The sequence below is a fragment of the Pantoea rwandensis genome (genome assembly GCF_002095475.1).
In the GTDB taxonomy this organism is placed as follows: Bacteria; Pseudomonadota; Gammaproteobacteria; order Enterobacterales; family Enterobacteriaceae; genus Pantoea; species Pantoea rwandensis.
Map to the genome: position 1 here is coordinate 129,678 of NZ_MLFR01000011.1, position 20,145 is coordinate 149,822.

Genomic DNA, 20,145 nt, shown 5'->3' on the forward strand with positions numbered 1-20,145 from the left:
TTATGGCGTTGGGAATGCTGTGACATGATAGTACTGCTTGCCGTTGAAGGTGGTTGGCCTAATAACGATTCGGACACTATAGGCTTTCTTAACCTCGGTCGGCCCTCGCTCAACGTAAGTGCCAATTGGAAAATTGAACCTGTGTGCATAAACAAGAGTGGTGCGGGCATGTGAATACTTTAAAGCATTTTCAATCTGCGTACTTTTAACTGACAGCACTTCAGAAATAACCAACATTTCCGCCACACCACCCACTACACCTGAGCCAACCCAAAACCGTTGACTCCTAAGCAGGTCACTCAATAACCTAAACGTTACAATCGAGTGAAGATAAATCCTACTCCCCTTCCAACCCACAAACCTGCCACCGCACCGAACTCACGCCCTTCTCCAGACTAATCCTGCCCACCAGATTCTCCAGTTGGTCAGTCATGCTCGGTTTCCCCAGCACTTCCGCATTCACCTCCATGCGGTGCGGCGGATTCATATCCTCGCTGTGCAGTGATTGCAGACGAAGTCCACTACCGCCAAGGCTGTGCAGCATCAGGCTACGCACCTGCACTTCATCCTGTGCCAGACAGATAATTTGCACTTTGTAGTGCTGCACCACTTCTTCCGCAGGCACCAAACTTTGGCGATTAATCCCCTGCGCCAAATCGCGCAGCAGAATGTTGGCGCACAGGATTACCATGCAGCCAATCGCCGCTTCTAGCAGCAATCCCATGCTACATAGAACGCCCACAGCGGCAGTACACCATAATGTTGCGGCAGTATTCAGGCCGCGTACGTTGAGGCCGTCGCGCATGATCACCCCACCACCGAGAAAGCCGATGCCGGAGACTACATAAGCCGCTACACGTGAGGCATCAGTCGCGATGCCGGGTACGCTTTGCGTCATCAAAACAAATAAACAGGCGCCAGTGCTGACCAGCGCATTAGTGCGCAAACCGGTCATACGTTGGCGAAGCTGGCGCTCGCTGCCAATCAGCGCGCCCAAAACCAGCGCGACAGAGACGCGCAGTAAAAAGATTTTCCAATCCATCATAAACCTCACTCCGCTGCTTCAGGCAGGCGGAACTTCAAGGGGGGTGTAAATGGATTACAGCCGGTGCCGCTAACGCTGAAACTCAGCAGTATCACGCCAAAAACAGGGGGGAGATTCTGGAAGGAAATCCACCGTCTTAACGCACGGTTAAGACAGCATTGAGGGCTATCTTACCGCAGGAACCTTTTGTAATCGTTCGGGACAGGTGTCCAATGCCGTTTTCCTCTTGGGATAAAATTCGGCGCGATTGTAAACCGCACGCCGCTTGATTGCTGTCCAACTGCGCTTTTGTTGATTAAATATTGACGTTACAGCTCTTCAGCAGTGGTAACAGCACGGCAGTATCAACCGCCCTGAGGTGTCTGATAGCGTGACAGCGCTCAGCCGCCGCCTTTTGCGCGGAAAAACGCATCCAAAGTTAAGCATTTTTAAAGTTTTTGTAATTTATTTATTATGACTAATCGGATAACTTAAGGCGCGGAATAATCTCAGCGTTATTCAGCATTGAAAATATCATTTGAGTTTTATGGCGCTACAAGAAAGCAGTCAATTCCGTTGAATAATGGATATCTTAATACCCATAATTTTTCTCTCGGACACTAAATATTTTATTAGGTCTGCCGATATCTCTTAGGCGACTTGCAGACCAGATATTTTCATTCCTGTTTAATGAGATTAAAAGGTAAGCTCAGGCTTGATGCGCCACTCCGATGTCTAATAGTGGTTTTTTATTCAGTTTTCTGCTGGCAAGCGAAAATCAGCTCTAACGTTAAAAAATTAATCACAGCAATAGTGTCGATGGACAGCACACTTTTTAGCTCTGCTCCATTCGATATTTTAAGGATAAAATAATGACGAATACGTTCAAACGCAGCACAGCCTGTCTCCTTGTTTCTTTATCTCTTCTTCTTACTGGCTGCGCTAATACAGGAAGTTCTCTCTTATCCAGCACCAAACCCGATCCACGATTGACCACGGGTGAACAATCCCATTTATTCAGCAGTTCAGCTGCACAGGGTTGTGGTGTTGGTGCGCTGGCTGGCGCTGGACTGGGTGCCCTGACGGGTGCGCTGGCTGGCAATGGTAAAAAGGCGCTGATGGGTGCTGCAATTGGTGGTGCAGCAGGATGTGCTGCTGGCGTCGCGACAAACTACTATCTGGATAATCTGAAAAAAGATTACGCCACCACCGCCGACCGTCTGCAGGCAATGGATAACGACATTAACAAAGATACCGCAGACATCGCGAAAACGACCGCAGCCATGAAGGCTGTTATCCATGATAACAGTGCCACACTGACTCAAATCAGTATCCAAAAAGATAAAGCAGGCTTTGATAAGGCCGGTGCAAAAAAAGAATTGGCGCAGGTTGATGCCAACGTCAGCGCCATGAAAGACAAAATCAAAGTCATGAAAGAAAAGAGTGATGGTTATAAAGTCGCAATTCAGGGGCAAACCGCCACCAACCCGGCTGATAAAGCCAAGCTGAAAAAACTGAATACTGAATATACCAACCTTAATAGTCAGATCGCCGTACTGGAATCGGAAACCAACGGTTTGTATAGCCAACGCCAAGCTATTTCACTGGGTTGATAATGACGGGCCGATACTATTATCGGCCCTGTTTAATACGTTTTGCTGCATACCTCTTTTTGTTCAGCATTCTGAATACATGGACGCCTTCATGAGACTTTACGTTTTAGTTGCCTCACTTCTGCTCGCTGGATGTGCCACCTCTCCCCAAGACTGTGATCTGCACGCACAGGATCCCAGTTTTCTCACCAAGTTGAGCTGCTCCACGTCTGGCGGTTACAGACAGAAAGTCGACGAACAAGAGCGCCAGGTACTGCAAAGTCAGCGAGATAACAAAATTGCTCAACAGAATCTTGCGGATACCCAAACCAGGGAACAAGCCTCCAGTCAGAAGCTAGCAGATGAACAGACCCGGTTAACTGCGGCACGGTCGGATCTGGCGCAGACGCTGAAAAAGCTCAAATCAGGCAAAGCGAACAATCAGCAACGTCAGCAAGAGATCAAGCAGTTAGAAGCGTTACAACGCCAGTCTGCACAGGCTAATAGCACCGACGATGTTGCCGAGATTGAGACCAAAATCGCTGATGCGAAGAAAAGAATCGCGGCGCTCGAACAAGCTAACGTATCGCAATAAAACGCCGTTTACGGGGCGAGACGACGTGCTCGCCACATTGCACACCAATATCCGCTGCTAATAACAACAATGAATCTGGGCTATGCAACGATTAACAAGATCAGCGCCAATTGACGACTCAACCCTCGCTACCTATGAGGAGACCGTCGCGATTATCCACCGCCATCTTCCCCCTTCCCTTGCGCTGCTTTATGCAACGGCACGCCGGAATACCGAAGGGAATCTGGAATGGTGGACGGCGCGACAAGGTCTTGCTGCTCCGCTATCAGCCCTGAGTGAAACTGAACAAATTGAGATTCAGCGTAAGCGTGAGCAATATCAAGATACGGTTACCAGCTTGATTGAACAGCTCGCCGCTAGGGGTGAAACCAAACCGGCCCAGGCACTGCAAACGCTGCTTACTCACTCACAAGCTCTCGAGTGCTATGGCGTCGGTGGCGAGCCAGTATTATTAAACTGGGCCATTCCGGCGCAGGAAGCCCCTATCGTGGCAGCCCCCGCACCAAGAGGACGGCGGCTTCTGCCTTGGTTGCTCTTACTATTGTTATTGCTGTTACTGCTGCTGGCTCTGGCATGGTGGTGGTTCGGTGACCACCATCGCTCTACACCAGCCCCTCCCACGCAGAACCCCGCGGCTGCTGCGGTTGACGACGTATCGCCGAAAAAGACTGAATTAACGCAGGACAACCCCAGCGTTAATCTCGCTAAAAGAAAGGACTTTGGGCGTATCAACGTCAATCTGACCTGGCAACAAGGTCTGAATAAACATCCGGTCGATCTCGATATTGCTGCTTTTATTCGTTTAAAAAATGGCAAGAACGCAGGCGTCGAGGCACTCAGTAAATACTTTGGTGATTACGACAATGCGCCCTTCATGCTGCTGCAAAAAGATCTGCGCGATGGCGACAACAAAGATGGTGAATGGCTTTTCATTAACGGCAGCCAATGGCAAGAGATTGATGAAGTGCTGATTTACAGCTTCATCTACGGCGGCGCAAATAACTGGAGCGGGCTTGATGCCAACATCACGCTCTCTGTTCCTCACCAGACGCCGATCAGTTCCAGCGTGGTTAATAACGGTCAGCGCAATGATGTCGCGGCAATCGCACGTTTAAAGAACGTTGATGGTGACATCAAGGTTGAGCGGCTCAATAGCTTCTTTCCCGATCGGGAAACACTGGCTAAGCACTACGGCTGGAATTTTGAGTGGACGCCCGGTGCTAGCAAAAATTAACCACATTCATGTGACTTGCGCTAATTAACAGCCCTAAAAGGTTTAGAAAATGCGAAATTCGATTCAGGGACCACTGTTACGTACCGGGAACAATTCTTCGTTTAAAGCGCTGGGTGAAACAGGCTATCCCGTCTTCAAGATGGCATTTCAATTGCGTGAAGCTATTTACCGCCTGGATGCCGGGCGTGATTTAGCCCGCCATCTTGCCGTTCCGCAAAATGACCAAGGCGGCGATCGAACGGACTGGTACAGCAGCTTTGCTGGCGATGTGATTCCCTGGAGTAGTGCATCCGAAAGCGAGCGAGCCTCAGCACGTCAGCAATTCACCGAATTCCAGATGGCAGTACTCGCATTAAGCGAGCAGATGCTAAACGCCGAGAATAGTGGTGCAGGCGGTGACCGACGTGTATTCGCCCAGTTATTAAAATCAGTAGTGAACTTCCCTGATGATGAGTTCCTTTATCTGGTTAACGGGGTGCTGGTGATCACTTTCTGGGGCTTTGTGCATCCCACGGGGGAGCAACAGAGCCCAATGCACTGGCTGCAACCCGGATCGGTACCGGTGCAAACTCCCGTCGCTCCTATTGTCCCCGCCACGCCGCCATTGACGCAGCCAATCACCACAACGGCTCAAACGATTGAGACCCTCGAGACCGTGACTCATACCCGTCGCAATAGATGGAGATGGAACTGGCGCTGGCTACTGTGGTTGCTGGTCGCCCTGCTCTCTCTGGCGCTGATTCTCGGACTGTTACGAGGTTGCGTTCCTTCATTCTCGCTGCCTGGCCTGAATCATCACAGCCAGCCCATCAGCGATGCGGGCAATAACCCAACGGTTGAGAGTCAGACCCCGGTCGGTTCAGGCGTAGAGGTTCCTGCGACTTCAGGTATAGAGGTTGCCCCCCCTTCAGGCGCAGCCAACGGCACGTCAGTCGGTAGTCCAACTGGGGAAGCGCAGGAGAATACGCCTCCGCAGGCGGTCAGCGATCCTACCACCGCTGATGTGACCGTCCCGGAAACGCAGTCTCCCGATGAGGTACAACAACCTATCGCAAACAGCGAAGCACCCGTCACGGAGTCTGCGACTAATACGGAGCCAACGGCAACGCCAGATCCCGCAGCAGAACCGCAGAACAGTGAGCCGCCAATTCCTGTGAACGCCTCCAATACGGTGCCGCCGGTTAAGCCAGCACAGGGTAAACCGCTGACGCTTCCTGCCGCATTACCCGATGGCCCCGCCCAGTTTCTTAACGGGCAATGGCGAGTGAACGGCGGTATTCAAGACAAACTCACGGGCCGTCCATTGCAGTTGCAATACGACTTTAAGCAAGGTAATGGCACGGTCAGTGTACGCCAATCTAATGGTGTCACCTGCAACGGTCCAGCCCAAGGGAGTGTTAAGCAAGGCGCACTCAACATCACGAATCCTGAACAGATGAAATGTAGCGATGAATCTAACTTTATTGGCCCAACCATAGAGTGCAAATCGCCGGATCCTGCTCACACCGATTGTGTCGGTAACAATGCTGGGGACAAAACCTTCCCTATCCGTATGTTGCAACCCCATTCATAAACAGGAACGAATAGATTATGTTGCCTGAAATAGTTTCTTATGATCGCCAGGTCACGCTGGTAGGCGATTCGGGAATCCAGTTTATGGATTTCGGTTTAACCTTGAAATCTCAACCCGCGGGCGAATTCGTCAAACTCGCCAATGGCGTACTGACGCGTCTGATTTATAACGAACCACGCGACTACCATTTCTACCAGCCGACACCGGACAAGATTGAGAAGGCGAAAAGCCAATACGACATCCCCGTCGCGCAAAGTCTTAAATTGCTGGATGGCACTTGGTTACCGCTCCCTTTGTTCCGTTTCAGCCTGCCCAACATTTACCAGGAAGGGCCGCTGAACTGGGCACGTTTTCGCATTGTAAAACTGCCTGAAAAGGATATGGATGGTCACACGCATCGTATGACGCTGGCCATTGATACCCGCATCATGGCCAAACAACAATCGGCCGCTGACCTCAGCCCTAATCATGAGGATGTGAATGCCGGTGCAACCTTTGCCGTGGCCACTGCGACTTACGCTCTCAATTGGTATTTAACGCAAGACTGGGTGAAAGATTGGTTAGTCGATGCCTTCAACGACGCCAGTAAAGGCCGGGATCTCGATGAACGTGAGGATGAGATCGCTCAGCAGTATCCGCTGGCGCACTATCTTAACCTGCTTTCACTCATGGCCGAGCCGCTTGAGGGTCTGCAAGCGCAGACGGAAGCCTCTATCGCGCTGCCACAGTTTAAGGTGGTCGCCAATCGCGAAGTGAATGCCATTAAACCGATCCCCGTTGATCTGATCCTTGATGTCGGCAACTCCCGTACCTGCGGTATTTTGATTGAGGATCACGGACAGTCTGGTTCCGGCCTCATGCACAACTATGTGCTGAAACTGCGCGATCTCAGCGCGCCTGAACACGTCTATACCGATCCTTTTGAAAGTAAGGTTGAGTTCTCGCAGGCCTCTTTTGGCAAAGATATTTATTCCGTGCGCAGCGGCCGCCATGATGCTTTCCAGTGGCCCACCATCGCCCGTATTGGTGGGGAAGCGAGCCGCTTAGCCTCACGCCGGCGCGGAAGCGAAGGCTCTACTGGCTTATCCAGTCCCAAACGTTATTTGTGGGATGAAAAATTCTATGGGCAAGGCTGGCGCTTTAACAGTGGCTCGGCGCAGGATACCAACCCTCTCGCTACCGCTGCCCCCTTCGCCAACTTAATTAATGAAAAAGGCGATGCCCTGCATACCATCGAAGATGAGATGGATCGCATCCCGGTGTTCACACCGCGTTACTCTCGCAGCTCTCTGATGACCTTTATGTTAGCGGAGGTGTTAACCCAAGCCATTAGCCAGATTAACAGCCCCGAACAGCGTATTCGTGAAGGCCATGCGGGTCTGCCCCGCCAGCTTCGCCACATTATTCTGACCGTACCGCCAGGTATGCCGATGGCGGAACGCTGCATTTTGGATGACAGAATGCGCCAGGCCGTGGGGTTAGTGTGGAAATCGTTGCGTTGGCATAGCGGTGAGAACGATCCGTATGAAGATGATGATGGCGATCATGGTAAGGGGAATATCAAGATTCCGCTGCCTAAAATCCGCGTAGAGTGGGATGAAGCTTCCTGTGCTCAGCTGGTCTATCTGTATACCGAGATCAACCAGAATTTTGCCGGGCATCCTGAAGTGTTTTTCAACACCCTCGGCCGCCCGGATCGTCAGGATCGGGAAACACTCACCATTGCCTCCATTGATATTGGCGGCGGCACCACCGACCTGGTGATTACTGATTATCGTCTGGATCGTAATGGTCTGTCCGGCGGCGGTGCGAATGTGCATATCATTCCTCAACAGCGTTTCCGTGACAGCTTCAAGATTGCCGGTGATGACATCCTGCTTGATGTGATCCAGTCCTATGTGCTGCCCGCTTTTGAACTATCGCTGCGTGAAGCCGGTGTGCGTTCGGTCGAGACATCGATGTCTCATTTGTGCGGTGCGCAAAATATCAGTGCCGCTGAAGCGGTACTGCGTCAGCAACTCAGCTTGCAACTGTTTGTGCCTTTGGCGCTGCACATTTTGTCCTGCTATGAGCAGTACGATCCGCAGAATGAGCAGACGCATTTACTGATCAATCAGCGCGTCAGTGAATTACTGCCCGCGGGTAACATCAGTGATGAAGTTGAAAGCTTTGTGCGCCGTGAAGTGAAAAAGGCAGGAGGTCCGGATGACTTCAAACTGGCCGACATTGCTCTCAACATCGCGCTGACAAAAGTGCACAACGATGTGTGCTCAGGTAAGTTCAACATCGACAAAGTGCTCACTGCACTGTGTGAAGTATTGTCCTGCTACCACTGCGATTTGCTGCTGCTGACGGGCCGTCCGTCGCAACTGCCAGGCATTCAGGCCATCGTCCGACGCAACCTGCCCTTGCCTCCAGGGCGTATTCTCGCGTTGCATGGCTACCAGACCGGCACCTGGTATCCATTCCATAAAAATGGCCTGATTCACGATCCGAAAAGTACGGCGTCCGTGGGTGCGATGCTGTCGCAGCTGTGTGCCAACCATAGTATTCCCAACTTCCATTTCCGTATTGCGGCGCTGAAGCCTTACTCCACCATTCGCCATATTGGCACCATTGATATGGATAACCTGATTCACGATGCCGACGTGATTTATCGTCATATCACATCTGAAAACGGACAGATCATTTTGCCGGAGGTTAAGAATGAGGAAGGAGAAGCCAGCACGGCCAGCATTGTGATGCGAGGGGATATGCGCCTGGCTATCGCCAACTGGATGCAGAACGCTGGTCTGCCTCGCCGTTATACACGCTGCGGTTCAGCGAATCTGGACGTGAGAAGTTCTCAAAAGCAGCCTCTCCAGACGGTCAATCCCCGTATCTCAGCGTCAGATTAACGATTGATAAAGACAAAGCAGCTCGCAAATTGGGGCTGATTAGCGATCGCCTGACTATCGCTGATGTCAGCAGCAACACCGATAAATCCTTTTCAAAGAAAGATTTAGAGTTGGAACTTAACACCATGCCCGATACGGGACTCATTGATAGTCGACACTGGCTCGATAGCGGGAGTGTGAAAAAATAATGAACAACGATCAAAATACCCTGCAACAAGGATGGGCGGCGATCGCTCAGGGCTGTCAAGATGCGCTGAATTGGGTGGGAGACGTGCGCACCGGTTCTCGCCGCCTGGATAACGAGGCCGATAAGCTCAATCTGGATCTGTTACGCACGTGTAATCTGGCCAATAGCCTTTCTCAGGTCTCCACTACGCCGATGACTGTCGGTTTTTTTGGTATTTCGCAGGCAGGTAAATCCTATCTGATCTCGGCATTAGCCGCGGGCAGCAATGGCGAACTGGAAGCGCGCTACGGCAGTAAAGTGGTGAACTTCATTCGAGAGGTCAATCCGGTTGGTGGTGGCAAAGAGGCGACCGGGTTGGTCACGCGTTTCACCCGACACGCGCCAGAAGCACCAGAGGGTTACCCAATCCCGTTGCGTCTCTTCAGTGAAATTGACCTGGCAAAGATCCTCGCTAACACCTGGTTTAATGACTTCGATCATGAGCAACTGAATTACAAAATTGAGGAGCGTATTGAAGAACGCCTACGCCCCTACTTGCAGCACGTAGGTCAGCCGAGCGCCAATAACGGCGTGAGCCGTGAGGACGTGGTCGCACTGTGGGACTATGTTAACGCGTCATTTAAGAATTCAGTTGGCACGCTTGAGCACGCTTGGTTGCAACAGGCTCTGACTATTGCCCCTGCACTCAGCTCACATGAACGTGCTGATTTCTTCTCTCTCCTGTGGGGCGAACAGCGGGAACTGACCGAAATTTATCGTTCGCTGGCTCAGGTGCTGGCAAAACTCAACCACGCCACAATGGTCTTTGCCCCGTTAGACACACTGACTGACCACAGTAACGGCAGCATCATGAATGTCGACAGTCTAAGCCGCCTCGGTTCCAGTCAGGATCGTTCTGTCGAAATTCGTTTCTGGCAAGAAAACCACCAAGTCGGCAGGGCCGTGTTAACCCAAGCTGAGCTGGCAGCACTGACCTCAGAACTCGTTTTCCCGCTGGCTGATGTTGCCAACAATAGCGTGATGGAGCAGGTCGATTTGCTCGACTTCCCAGGCTATCGCGGACGACTCAAGCTTCTCGCCATGAAAGACGCCGTACATGGTGGGCAGAATCCGGTTTCACAACTGCTGCTTCGCGGGAAGGTGGCCTATCTTTTTGAGCGCTACACCGACAACCAAGAAATGAATGCCTTGGTGGTGTGTGCCAGTTCGGTGAAGCAGAGTGATGTGTCTGATGTTGGCCCTGTTCTCACGCGCTGGGTGAATAAAACGCAGGGCAAAAAAGCTGAGGAGCGCGGGAAAAACAATCCCGGCTTATTCTGGGCCATCACCATGTGTGATATGCGCATTACTGACAACCTGAAGAAAAGCGAAAGTCAGTTACAAGAAGCATGGGAAGGCATGCTGCAAATGGCCTTGCTGGAGCGTTTTGAGCAGTATAGCTGGCTGACTGAGTGGTCAACTGGCAAGCCGTTTGATAACTGCTTCCTGGTGCGCAAACCCGGAATGGAGACCCCTTTCCTGACGCTGGAAAATGGGTCCAACCCAGAGAGCGTGAAAGAAGTGGGTATTTCTGAACGCCATCGTGAAGTGCTCGATACCATGGGCAGATTATTCATCGCGGGCAAAAAAGTCTCTCAACACATTGCTGAACCGCAAACGGCATGGCGGGAGATGCTTAAACTCAACGATGGCGGGATCTCGCATCTGACCGAGGGACTACGCAACGTCGCCAATCTGGAATACAAATTGCAGCGACTGCGTGAGCAATTAAAGCAATGCCGTATTGAAAAGGTCGATCAACGCCTCGGTCGCTGGTATCAACATGATGGTGAAGGTCAACTCGAGAAAAAACAATCGATTGCCAAAGATCTGTGGCAAGGCCTTTCCGCCTCTCCGCAAAGTATGGGAGAAATCATCAGTCGTTTAGATCTCTCCTCTAAAGAATTACGCAATATCTACCTGAGCATTCGCGAGCAAGATCCAGAGCCACAAGCGGGTGCTGAACAACGTCCGCAGAATGCTTTTGCCGCGAGTATCTTTGGCAGTAATCCGTTCGGCGAAGAGTCAGCCGATGAAACGACCACCACCGTTGAAGCCACGCCGGAACGCGTCGGTCAGGATGACGAATTCGCCCATCAGGCATTCAAAGCCTGGGTCGCTCATCTGCGAGATCTGCCGCAGCAAACCGCGTATTGGCAGCAATTGGGGATCAACAGTGAAGCAATCAACCTGTTGTGCGAAGAACTGATCACCGCCGCCACTCGCCAAGATCTGGAAGGTACGCTCAAACGCGCACTGGCCGGGCAGGAACAGGCGGGAACGCTCCGCCAGCAGTTACTGGCACGTCAAACTCTGCGCGCTCAACTGGCGATACGGGACTTTATTGCCTGGTTTGGCTACCTCGCGATGCCAGAAGCACAAATCCCGAACAGCTATGTCGGTGAAAAGAAGAAAGTCTTTGCCCGTCAGGCCACTCTTGCCAGCCATGAATTACCGCAACTGCCCGCTGTCGCCCCACAGCCAGGGGTCGCCTATATGGGCGACTGGCTCTCAGCATTGATGGCTCTGACCTTGAGCAATGCAGGCCACAGTGCCACGAGTGACATCTCCGCTGAACAAAACCAGAAACTTGGCCAGATCATTGGCAAAATGAAACAAGAGAACCAGCCATGCTAGCGAAAATTTTCCCCTGCCAACCCTCAGAGCCGGGCTTTGCACAACTAATGATTCGCCTGCGTGGCGAAGACGCTTTACTGTCAAATCTGAACTTTACTTTGTGCAACAATGAGCAGAACTATCTGCAGCCTGACCGCAGTTGGAGCCCAGCGCCGCACCTGTTTACCATCACCGGTGGTTATCCATTTAATAATGGCAGCGGTTTCCGTATTGGACCGGACATACTTGACCCTCTGCTGGCAAGCACCAGTCAGGTACAAATCCAGGCTCAGTTAGCCTCTGATGAAACCCGGAGTACCACACTGCAATTGGTGCGTGATGAGCTGTTCTCTTCTGGTGCGCGGGGGCAAACCGCCGACTACGGTGGCAGTAGCGTGCTGAAGACTTCTGCCGCACCAGCTGAACCCGTATCTGAACCTGAAGTGGTGACAGAACCAGAGCAGACGCCGCCCGAACCGATTCGCGCGCCGACGACACCGCGCCCGAAACGTAACGCTTCGCTTATTCCAATCATCATTGCCGTGCTGCTGGTACTGCTGATTGCGGCCGCTGCGGCGTGGTGGTTCCTTGGACGAGGCCACTCCACGCCACCTGCAGCTGATAAACAACCGGAAACGCCAGCCGTTGCCGCCGCAGCCAAGCCTGATGCCAGCGAATGTTCCCCCGCTAACCTGGCAAATCAGAGTGAGCTGATTTTCGTGCAGAACTGCGTGCAACAAAAGCTCGACAGTGACAAGTTACTGACCATCATTCAGGCCGCCAAAGACGCCAAGCAGTGTGGTGTTGCTCAACGTCTGTACGCGCACAGTGCCCAAGGTGGCGATACCAAAGTCGCTCTCGCTTATGCCGCTGAATATGATCCGAAAGATCATAAACCGAGCGAGTGTTTCAAAACGCCAGACCCGGATACCGCCGCTTACTGGTATGACACTGTGCTGCAAACCGATCCAGAAAATCAGCAAGCGAAGCAACGCCTTGAGGAGTTGAGAAAATGATGACCAAGCATTTTCTTCGACTCGCCTTGCCGTTATGTGGTCTGCTTTTGACCAGCCAAGTGCTTGCAGCAGAGGGAGATAAACCGCTGTTGCAAGAGGGTAAGAAAACGTTATTCCAGCGCGTGTTAACCACACCGGGCTGCAAACTGGGCACCGAAGCGGGTGACGATAAGGGCCCGCTGCAACCCGCCTTTAGCAGCTTTTATGTTTATCAAAAAGCGGATATCAACGGGCAAAGCTGGGTAAAAGTGGGGCCAGATAGCTACGGAAAAACCATTGGCTGGCTACCGCAGTCCTGTACCGTTGACTGGAAAATGCAGTTAACGCTGGCCTTTACCAACCCGGCGAACCGTGACCGATTGGTGTTCTTCAAAGATAAAAAAAGCCTGGATGATATTCTTAACGCGCCCGATCCCGTCTCGGTAGTAGCACCTCTGCGTGCCCATCTGAAACGTGACGGTCATGCAGAGGGGGTGTTAGCGCAAGAACCCGAATACTTTGTTGATCTGCAAAAGCAGTTCTACCTGTTGCCGATTCTCAGCGGTGAAGAGGTGATGACAGAGAGTGGCTTCTACACGCGCTTGCTTAACGTCGCCTCGGTGAGCAAGGCGGACCCCAACGTGAAACCGGCCGATGATGTTAATCAGCTTAAAGGCTTTAACGCCTCGGTGGTTTTCGTTATCGATTCCACCATCTCGATGGGTCCGTACATCGATCGCACCAAAGAAGCGGTCAACAAAATCTATGACAAGATTAAACAGGAACACCTGCAGGATCAGGTTAAATTTGGTCTGGTTTCCTTCCGCTCAAACACCAAAGCCGTACCCGGCCTGGAATTCACTTCGAAAATCTTCGCCGATCCGAATCAGGTGAAAGATGGCGCAGACTTCTTGCAAAAAGTTGCCGGTCTGAAAGAAGCCAAGGTATCCAGTTCTCTGGTCGATGAGGACGCCTACTCTGGTGTGCTCTCCGCGATTGATAACATTAACTGGAGCCCCTTTGGCGCACGTTACATCGTCTTAATTACCGATGCGGGTGCCATTGATGGCAGTAATAAACTTTCATCAACCGGACTCGATGCTAAACAGTTGCGTCTGGAAGCAGGCAATAAAGGCATTGCCCTTTATACCCTGCACCTCAAGACACCTTCAGGCAAAGCTGATCATGCGAAAGCAGAAGGCCAGTACCGCGATCTCTCCAACTTCGACAGCACGCAATCCAACCTGTATCAATCCGTTGATGCGGGCGACCTGAAAGCCTTTGGGCAACAGGTGGATACGCTGGCAGCCGCGATTACCGATCAGGTCAAATCTGCCTATATGGGTGATCCCGCCATTGGCAGTGCACTCTACTCGAAGGATGACGGCAAGAAGCCCGCACCAGAGGATAAATTGCTGGAAGACACGGCGCTGATTGGTCACGCCATGCAGCTGGCCTGGTTGGGTAAAAAGAATGACACTCAGGCACCGTTGGTGTTCAAGGCCTGGATCAGCGACCGCGATCTTATCAAGCAAAATATCCCCACAACCGACGTTCGCGTCCTGCTAACCAAAGGGCAATTAAGCGATTTAAGCGATGTGGTGAGCCAGATCCTGCAAGCCGCTAACGAAGGCATGATCTCGCCAAATAAAATGTTTGAGCGCTTGCGTACCGTGGCCGCCACTATGGGTGCCGATCCTAACCAGCTCAAGCAACAGGACAACGCCAAAATTAACGATCTCGGCGTGTTAGGCGAATATCTGGCTGACCTCCCCTACCGCAGCGACGTTCTGAATCTTGATGAAGAAACATGGAAAAGCTGGGATGGGCTGTCGCAGGAGAAATTCATCCGCACGCTTTCGACCAAATTACGTTATTACCAGAAATACAATGCGGACGTTGATCGCTGGGTAGAACTCGCCAAAGGCAGCGATCCTCGCGATCGCGTTTACCCAGTACCATTGGAAATGATGCCCTGATGCTTCACATCGATAATTTGTGTGTCGTGCGTGGTGAGGGGGATCAGTCGCACGCTGTCTACCTGCCGCAGCTCAGTCTGCGGCCAGGCCAGGTGATGGCGGTGACCGGTGAAAGCGGCTGCGGCAAGAGCACACTCCTTGAAGCGATCGGTCTATTATTGCGACCCGCCAGCATTGGACGCTTCACACTGGAGAGTGAAACGCTGCTCGATGTGGGCACGCTCCTCGCCCACAATCAGCAAGCTGAGCTGGCCGACATCCGCGCTCGCCATTTGGGCTTCGTGCTGCAAAATGGCGGTCTGCTGCCCTTTCTCAGCGTGCAGGACAACATTTCGCTGCCGTGTCAGCTGCTCGGTAAGTTACCAGATACAGCGATGTTTAAGCGGGTTGTAGATACGCTGAAACTGGGCCCACTGTTGGGTAAATTGCCCGCCCAATTATCCTTTGGCGAAAGACAACGTACCGCATTTGCCCGCGCTATTTTGCATCGGCCTGGATTGGTGCTGGCTGACGAACCCACTGCCGCACTCGATCCTCACAATGCTCAGCAGCTGTTCCGCCTGTTTATCGATCTGGTGGCTCAGGAGGGCATGATGGCCTTGGTTGTCTGTCACGACTGGCCTTTGGTGCAACGCTTCAATCTACCCTGTTTAGTTGCCCGCACTGGCTCAGGTACATCAGACCTGTCAGGGGATCAAGCCCAAAGGGGAACTCACTTTGTCCTTTAACCGTACCCTACTGCTAGGGCGCCTGGCACTGCAAGATCTGTGGCACGACCGCATCATCTCATTTTGTATCGCCTCCTCGCTGGTCGCCGTGATCGCCCCTCTGCTGCTGCTGTTTGGATTGCGGTTTGGCATTGTCAGTCAATTACAGGATGAGCTCGCCAACGATCCGCGCAACCTTGAAATCAGAATGTTGAGCAGTGGCAGTTATGATCCCGAGTGGATAGCACAACTGCGCCAACGTCCCGATGTGGGATTCGCCATTGGGCAGACGCGTTCACTGAATACGCTGGCAGACCTGCAAGTGGACAGCAGCCATTTCATTGAAAATGCCGAAGTGATCCCGACCGATGTGGGCGATCCGCTATTAGGCCATCTCAAAATTCAGCAAGAAAATGAGGTGGTGTTAACCCAGGAAGCCGCACGAAAACTGGCGGTCAAAGTCGGTGATAGCGTGACATTGCGCGTCAGCCGACAGCTTGATGAGCACCAGGAATGGGGACGGAAAAGCTTGGTGGTGGCAGGCATATTACCCGCTACGTATTTTAATCGGGCAGCGATTTTCACCCAATCTTCTCTGTTGCTGACGCTTGAGCATTTCAGAGACGGTTACGCGATACCTGGCCTTGGGGTAAGCAGCGGGCAGCCGTTAAACGCCAATCCACCCCGTTATGCGCGTGCCAGATTATATGCCAAGAGCATCGACCACGTTGCCAGCCTTGAACGCGATCTTCGCGCACAACGCATCGAAACCTCAAGCCGACTGGCTGATATTGAAAATGTGAAAAGCATCAATCGAGTATTGGGGCTGATCTTCAATATCATTGCCGCCACTGCCTTGGTGGGGTGTATCGCCTCATTGATCGGATCCTTTATCGCCAACGTTGATCGCAAACGCAAACATATTGCCGTCCTGCGGCTTTTGGGTTTTACCGGCCCGGCAGTGGGAGGCTATGTCATCGTGCAGGGCTGTCTACTGAGTCTGTTTGCCTATGTCGGTGGCTATGGCATTTACCTGATCGCCAGCCAGATTTTTAATCGGGCGCTGGCAGGTAGCCAGGCGACCGATCAGATGCTGTGCAAAATAACCTTAACGCACAGTCTGCTGGCCATGCTCATCACTGTGGTCGTGGCACTGGTGGTTGCCAGTATTGGTGCGTATCGAGCCATTAAAATTGAACCTGCGCAGAGTCTGCGTGAGGTGTGATTCATCCTACCCACTTTTTAGTTAACGAAAGATTAGCGGAGATTGTTCGTGACCTTAACGCCTGCCTCACTGCCCTACTGGTTAGCTCTCGGCCTGCTCGCCAATGCCTCTTACGCCTTGGCAGAGCCTTGGACAGAGAACACCTGGAACCCCAAACCCGATAGCGAAGATATCGTTCTGCCTATGCCCTGTGAGGGTTCAATGGCGTTCCGTCGGGTCGAGATTCCGATGGCAGGCCCACTTGATGATTTGCCGATCACCTTGGGCCAGGACAGCGGGGATTGGGGCGTCATTGAACACAGTTATCCTGCCTTTATCGCCGGTAGCTTCACGGATAAAAAGGCGAAAGGACGCTATTACCTGGTCGCAAAATATGAACTGACGACGTTGCAGTATCAGGCATTAACAGAAGGCACGTGTCCGACACCTTCGCGCAAACTCAGTTTACCCATGACCGGAATCAGTTGGTTTGACGCGGTCAGCGTCGCCGATAAATACAACCAGTGGCTACGCAGCAATGCCATGGATAAGCTGCCAAAGGAGGACGGTGATGCCGGCTTCTTACGCTTACCAACAGAAGTTGAGTGGGAATTTGCCGCGCGCGGTGGCCTGAAAGTCAATAGCGCCGAATTCCGCGACCAGCACTACCCGATGGATGACATGAAAAACTATGAGTGGTACTCCGGTGCGCAATCATCCAATGGCAGAGTGCAGCTCATTGGATTACTGCAGCCCAATCCACTGGGTTTATATGACATGCTGGGCAATGTGTCAGAGATGATGTTCAATCCATTTTATCTTAACAAGCTCAACCGCTTGCATGGTCAGGCCGGTGGCTTCGTTGTGCGCGGTGGCAACTTCCTCTCGGGCCCGACAGAAATTCGCAGCGCAACGCGCAAAGAAGTGAATTACTACGATCAAGCCACCCCTTCCATCAGCAAAACTACTGGCCTGCGTCTGGTTCTGGTGGCGCCCACCATCACCTCCACCGATAAAGTTAAGCTCTTGGAAAAAAGTTGGGAAAATCTAGGGGCTGAGAGTCAGGCTAATACCAAAAAAGAGGATGAAGCCAAAGACACGGTCAAAGCGTTGGGCAGTCTTGCGTCGAATGTCGAGGATGCCGCACTGAAGCAGAAGCTTAAAGACCTGGAAAATCAGCTGCGCGCCAGCAATCAGAAACAGCAGGAAGAGCGCGACCAGTCGATCCGCGCCAGCCTGAACTTAGGTTCCTTCCTCTGCACCAAATTGCAGGATGATGGCCGCTTTCTCGATTTCTTAAACCATAACTACGAACTGCTGTGTAAGAACAAAGATGCCAGCGATGCCAACTGCGCCATTCGTAAAACCAAGCTGGGTGAGCAATCCGCCAGCTTGCAGCAGCTAACCGGATATTACGCCAGTAGCCTGGTGGATGCGGCCACACTATATGGTAAAGAGGGGTTGCAACATGAAGTCACAGTGTTCGATCAAATGCTGACACTCAACAAACGACTTTCAGGGTTGAAGCCCTTCCTCGCCGCACACTGGCAGAATCAGCAGAAGTATCTGGAAAACGGCAAGATTGATACCGCAAACTGGCTGGAAACCTGCAAACAAATTAACCCCCCGCAAGCTATCGCTCAATCAAAGTAGAAGAGAACATGAAACCGACCAGAGAGCTTTTATGGGCAACGATGTTACTGGGACTAGCCTGGCAGTCGACCGGTTTTGCCGAAGAAGCAAAGCGCTACATCAGTATTCGTAATACTGATAGCGTGTGGGTGCAGGGCGTCTGTTCTCTAGTATTCAGATTGGATAATGGAGGAGCTGGAGAGTTCAACGCGCTGTCGGTGACGATCCACCTCAATGATAAAACCGGCCATACGCTGGCTGAAGGGACGTTGGACGTGCCGCCATTCGGTGACAGTGATGCCACGCGCTCGGTTGATGCTTCAACAGAGTTTGACTGCGAAGCGGTGGAGAAAGCTAATGGTATTAGCATCGTGGCTGCCAGCGAAATGCGTGCTAATCACACCAAGATCACGTTGCCACTCTCAACCTTCGACCCGCAATATTATCAGCCACTGAAAATAACCATGAGCCAGTAGGATAACTGAGTAAAGTAATGCATTTACCAAGGCTGTTGATGGCTTTTATCGCCGTGCTATCTTACCCGTTCGCTATACCGCAATCGGATCAAGACCAATGGCAAAACAACGTGTAGGAATCGTGTTTGGCGGCAAGTCAGCCGAGCATGAAGTGTCGTTACAATCAGCGAAAAACATCCTCGAAGCGATCGATAAGAGCAAATATGAGGTGGTGCTGCTGGGCATCGATAAACAGGGCGAATGGCATCTGAATGATGCTTCAGGTTTCCTGCTTAACGCCGATAATCCGGCGCTGATTGCCCTGAATCGCTCAGGCGAAAACGTCGCGCTGGTGCCCGGCAGTGCTTCTCAGCAGCTGATTACCCGCCAGCAGGCACAACCGTTGTCTCAGGTCGATGTCATCTTCCCGATCGTGCACGGTACCTTGGGTGAGGATGGATCACTGCAGGGGTTGCTGCGCATGGCAAACCTGCCGTTTGTCGGTTCGGATGTGCTGGGCTCTGCGGTGAGCATGGACAAAGACTTCACCAAGCGTTTACTGCGTGATGCGGGCTTAAACGTCGCGCCGTGGATCAGCGTGACGCAGGCACAGCGCGCGCGTCTGGATGCGCAAGCCGTCATCGATCAGTTCGGTCTCCCGCTGTTTATTAAGCCGGCCAATCAGGGATCGTCCGTGGGTGTCAGTAAAGTGGATCGCCTTGAAGATTTGGCAGCGGCACTGGATCTGGCCTTTACCTTCGATCGCAAAGTGCTAATCGAGCAAGGCATCAAAGGCCGTGAGATTGAGTGCGCGGTGCTGGGCAATGACGAACCCGAAGCCAGCCCGTGTGGCGAGGTGGTGGTGCACGATGCCTTCTACTCTTACGACACTAAATACATCAGTGCCGACGGCGCACAAGTGGTGGTGCCAGCTGCTATCAGCGATGCAGCCAGCGACGCGATTCGTGCCGCAGCCATTCGCGCCTTCCAGGCGCTGGAGTGCTTCGGGATGGCACGTGTGGATGTGTTCCTGACGGAGAGTGGCGAGATCGTGGTGAACGAAGTGAATACCTTGCCGGGCTTCACCAATATCAGCATGTATCCAAAACTGTGGCAGGCGGCGGGATTAAGCTACAGCGATTTGATTACACGTTTGATTGAGTTGGCACAGCAGCGCCATCAGCAGAGTAGCCAGTTGAAAAGCAGCGTTTAATCATCAAGATCACATCGATTTCCAGGTACGCATAAATGCGTACCCTACGAAGGTAAAATACGTTCGTCATTAATAGCGAACGAAACAATCAGCACCCATCCATCGTAGGGTCGTCATTCATGGCGACCAAACAGTCAGCACCAAACCATCGTAGGGGCGCCATTCATGGCGACCAAAACAATCAGCGCCCATCCATCGTAGGG

General features: G+C 52.2%; 14 protein-coding genes and 1 pseudogene. 13 read left to right on the forward strand and 2 right to left on the reverse strand.

Going from position 1 to position 20,145, the window contains the following annotated elements; translation table 11 throughout:
- Both HA51_RS27105 and HA51_RS12840 read right to left on the reverse strand, forming a co-directional pair.
- On the reverse strand, positions 1–237 hold the full coding sequence (locus HA51_RS27105; RefSeq protein ID WP_158087368.1) for an RNase A-like domain-containing protein: 237 nt from the start codon (positions 235–237) through the stop codon (positions 1–3).
- 100 nt (positions 238–337) lie between these two features.
- A complete protein-coding gene (locus HA51_RS12840; protein WP_084934889.1) occupies positions 338–1,042 on the reverse strand; it encodes an MgtC/SapB family protein in 705 nt (234 codons plus the stop codon).
- An 854-nt stretch (positions 1,043–1,896) separates the two neighbouring features.
- Between HA51_RS12840 and HA51_RS12845 the strand changes: the two genes are divergently transcribed.
- From HA51_RS12845 to ddlA, 13 genes and pseudogenes are all read left to right on the forward strand, one after another.
- Complete coding sequence (locus tag HA51_RS12845; RefSeq protein WP_084934873.1) at positions 1,897–2,637, forward strand: hypothetical protein; 741 nt, start codon at positions 1,897–1,899, stop codon at positions 2,635–2,637.
- A gap of 91 nt (positions 2,638–2,728) precedes the next feature.
- Positions 2,729–3,211, forward strand: coding sequence for a hypothetical protein (locus HA51_RS12850; protein WP_084934890.1), 483 nt, complete (start codon positions 2,729–2,731; stop codon positions 3,209–3,211).
- An 82-nt stretch (positions 3,212–3,293) separates the two neighbouring features.
- Positions 3,294–4,445: a tellurite resistance domain protein gene (locus HA51_RS12855; protein WP_084934874.1), complete on the forward strand. Its 1,152-nt coding sequence runs from the start codon at positions 3,294–3,296 to the stop codon at positions 4,443–4,445.
- A 49-nt stretch (positions 4,446–4,494) separates the two neighbouring features.
- A complete protein-coding gene (locus HA51_RS12860; protein ID WP_084934875.1) occupies positions 4,495–6,018 on the forward strand; it encodes an SrfA family protein in 1,524 nt (507 codons plus the stop codon).
- A 17-nt stretch (positions 6,019–6,035) separates the two neighbouring features.
- Positions 6,036–9,103, forward strand: a pseudogene (locus HA51_RS12865) (virulence factor SrfB).
- Positions 9,103–11,778, forward strand: coding sequence for a virulence factor SrfC family protein (locus HA51_RS12870; protein ID WP_084934876.1), 2,676 nt, complete (start codon positions 9,103–9,105; stop codon positions 11,776–11,778). Before HA51_RS12865 ends, HA51_RS12870 begins: the two are co-directional and overlap by 1 nt.
- The gene (locus HA51_RS12875; RefSeq protein WP_084934877.1) at positions 11,772–12,773 is read left to right on the forward strand and encodes a hypothetical protein; all 1,002 of its coding nucleotides are present in this window, start codon (positions 11,772–11,774) and stop codon (positions 12,771–12,773) included. Before HA51_RS12870 ends, HA51_RS12875 begins: the two co-directional genes overlap by 7 nt.
- Entirely contained in the window at positions 12,770–14,731 is a 1,962-nt protein-coding gene (locus tag HA51_RS12880) for a vWA domain-containing protein (RefSeq protein WP_084934878.1), read from the forward strand. The genes HA51_RS12875 and HA51_RS12880 overlap by 4 nt, the downstream gene beginning before the upstream one ends.
- Entirely contained in the window at positions 14,731–15,459 is a 729-nt protein-coding gene (locus HA51_RS12885) for an ABC transporter ATP-binding protein (protein ID WP_084934879.1), read from the forward strand. The genes HA51_RS12880 and HA51_RS12885 overlap by 1 nt, the downstream gene beginning before the upstream one ends.
- Positions 15,449–16,663, forward strand: coding sequence for an ABC transporter permease (locus HA51_RS12890; protein WP_084934880.1), 1,215 nt, complete (start codon positions 15,449–15,451; stop codon positions 16,661–16,663). The genes HA51_RS12885 and HA51_RS12890 overlap by 11 nt, the downstream gene beginning before the upstream one ends.
- A 48-nt stretch (positions 16,664–16,711) precedes the next feature.
- Positions 16,712–18,295 (forward strand): SUMF1/EgtB/PvdO family nonheme iron enzyme, encoded by a 1,584-nt coding sequence (locus HA51_RS12895; RefSeq protein ID WP_084934881.1) that lies wholly within the window; start codon positions 16,712–16,714, stop codon positions 18,293–18,295.
- Positions 18,296–18,303: 8 nt separating this feature from the next.
- Positions 18,304–18,750 carry an IrmA family protein gene (locus HA51_RS12900; RefSeq protein ID WP_084934882.1) on the forward strand — a complete coding sequence of 149 codons (447 nt, stop codon included), beginning with the start codon at positions 18,304–18,306 and terminating at the stop codon, positions 18,748–18,750.
- 97 nt (positions 18,751–18,847) lie between these two features.
- On the forward strand, positions 18,848–19,942 hold the full coding sequence (ddlA, locus tag HA51_RS12905) for a D-alanine--D-alanine ligase (protein WP_084934883.1): 1,095 nt from the start codon (positions 18,848–18,850) through the stop codon (positions 19,940–19,942).
- Positions 19,943–20,145 lie beyond the last annotated feature (203 nt).

Coding starts and splice junctions, on each gene's coding strand:
- HA51_RS12850 (WP_084934890.1), top strand. CDS start 2,729: ATGAGACTTTACGTTTTAGTTGCCTCACTTCTGCTCGCTGGATGTGCC.
- HA51_RS27105 (WP_158087368.1), bottom strand. CDS start 237: ATGTTGGTTATTTCTGAAGTGCTGTCAGTTAAAAGTACGCAGATTGAA.
- HA51_RS12900 (WP_084934882.1), top strand. CDS start 18,304: ATGAAACCGACCAGAGAGCTTTTATGGGCAACGATGTTACTGGGACTA.
- HA51_RS12885 (WP_084934879.1), top strand. CDS start 14,731: ATGCTTCACATCGATAATTTGTGTGTCGTGCGTGGTGAGGGGGATCAG.
- HA51_RS12845 (WP_084934873.1), top strand. CDS start 1,897: ATGACGAATACGTTCAAACGCAGCACAGCCTGTCTCCTTGTTTCTTTA.
- HA51_RS12875 (WP_084934877.1), top strand. CDS start 11,772: ATGCTAGCGAAAATTTTCCCCTGCCAACCCTCAGAGCCGGGCTTTGCA.
- HA51_RS12860 (WP_084934875.1), top strand. CDS start 4,495: ATGCGAAATTCGATTCAGGGACCACTGTTACGTACCGGGAACAATTCT.
- HA51_RS12840 (WP_084934889.1), bottom strand. CDS start 1,042: ATGGATTGGAAAATCTTTTTACTGCGCGTCTCTGTCGCGCTGGTTTTG.
- HA51_RS12880 (WP_084934878.1), top strand. CDS start 12,770: ATGATGACCAAGCATTTTCTTCGACTCGCCTTGCCGTTATGTGGTCTG.
- HA51_RS12870 (WP_084934876.1), top strand. CDS start 9,103: ATGAACAACGATCAAAATACCCTGCAACAAGGATGGGCGGCGATCGCT.
- ddlA (WP_084934883.1), top strand. CDS start 18,848: ATGGCAAAACAACGTGTAGGAATCGTGTTTGGCGGCAAGTCAGCCGAG.
- HA51_RS12855 (WP_084934874.1), top strand. CDS start 3,294: ATGCAACGATTAACAAGATCAGCGCCAATTGACGACTCAACCCTCGCT.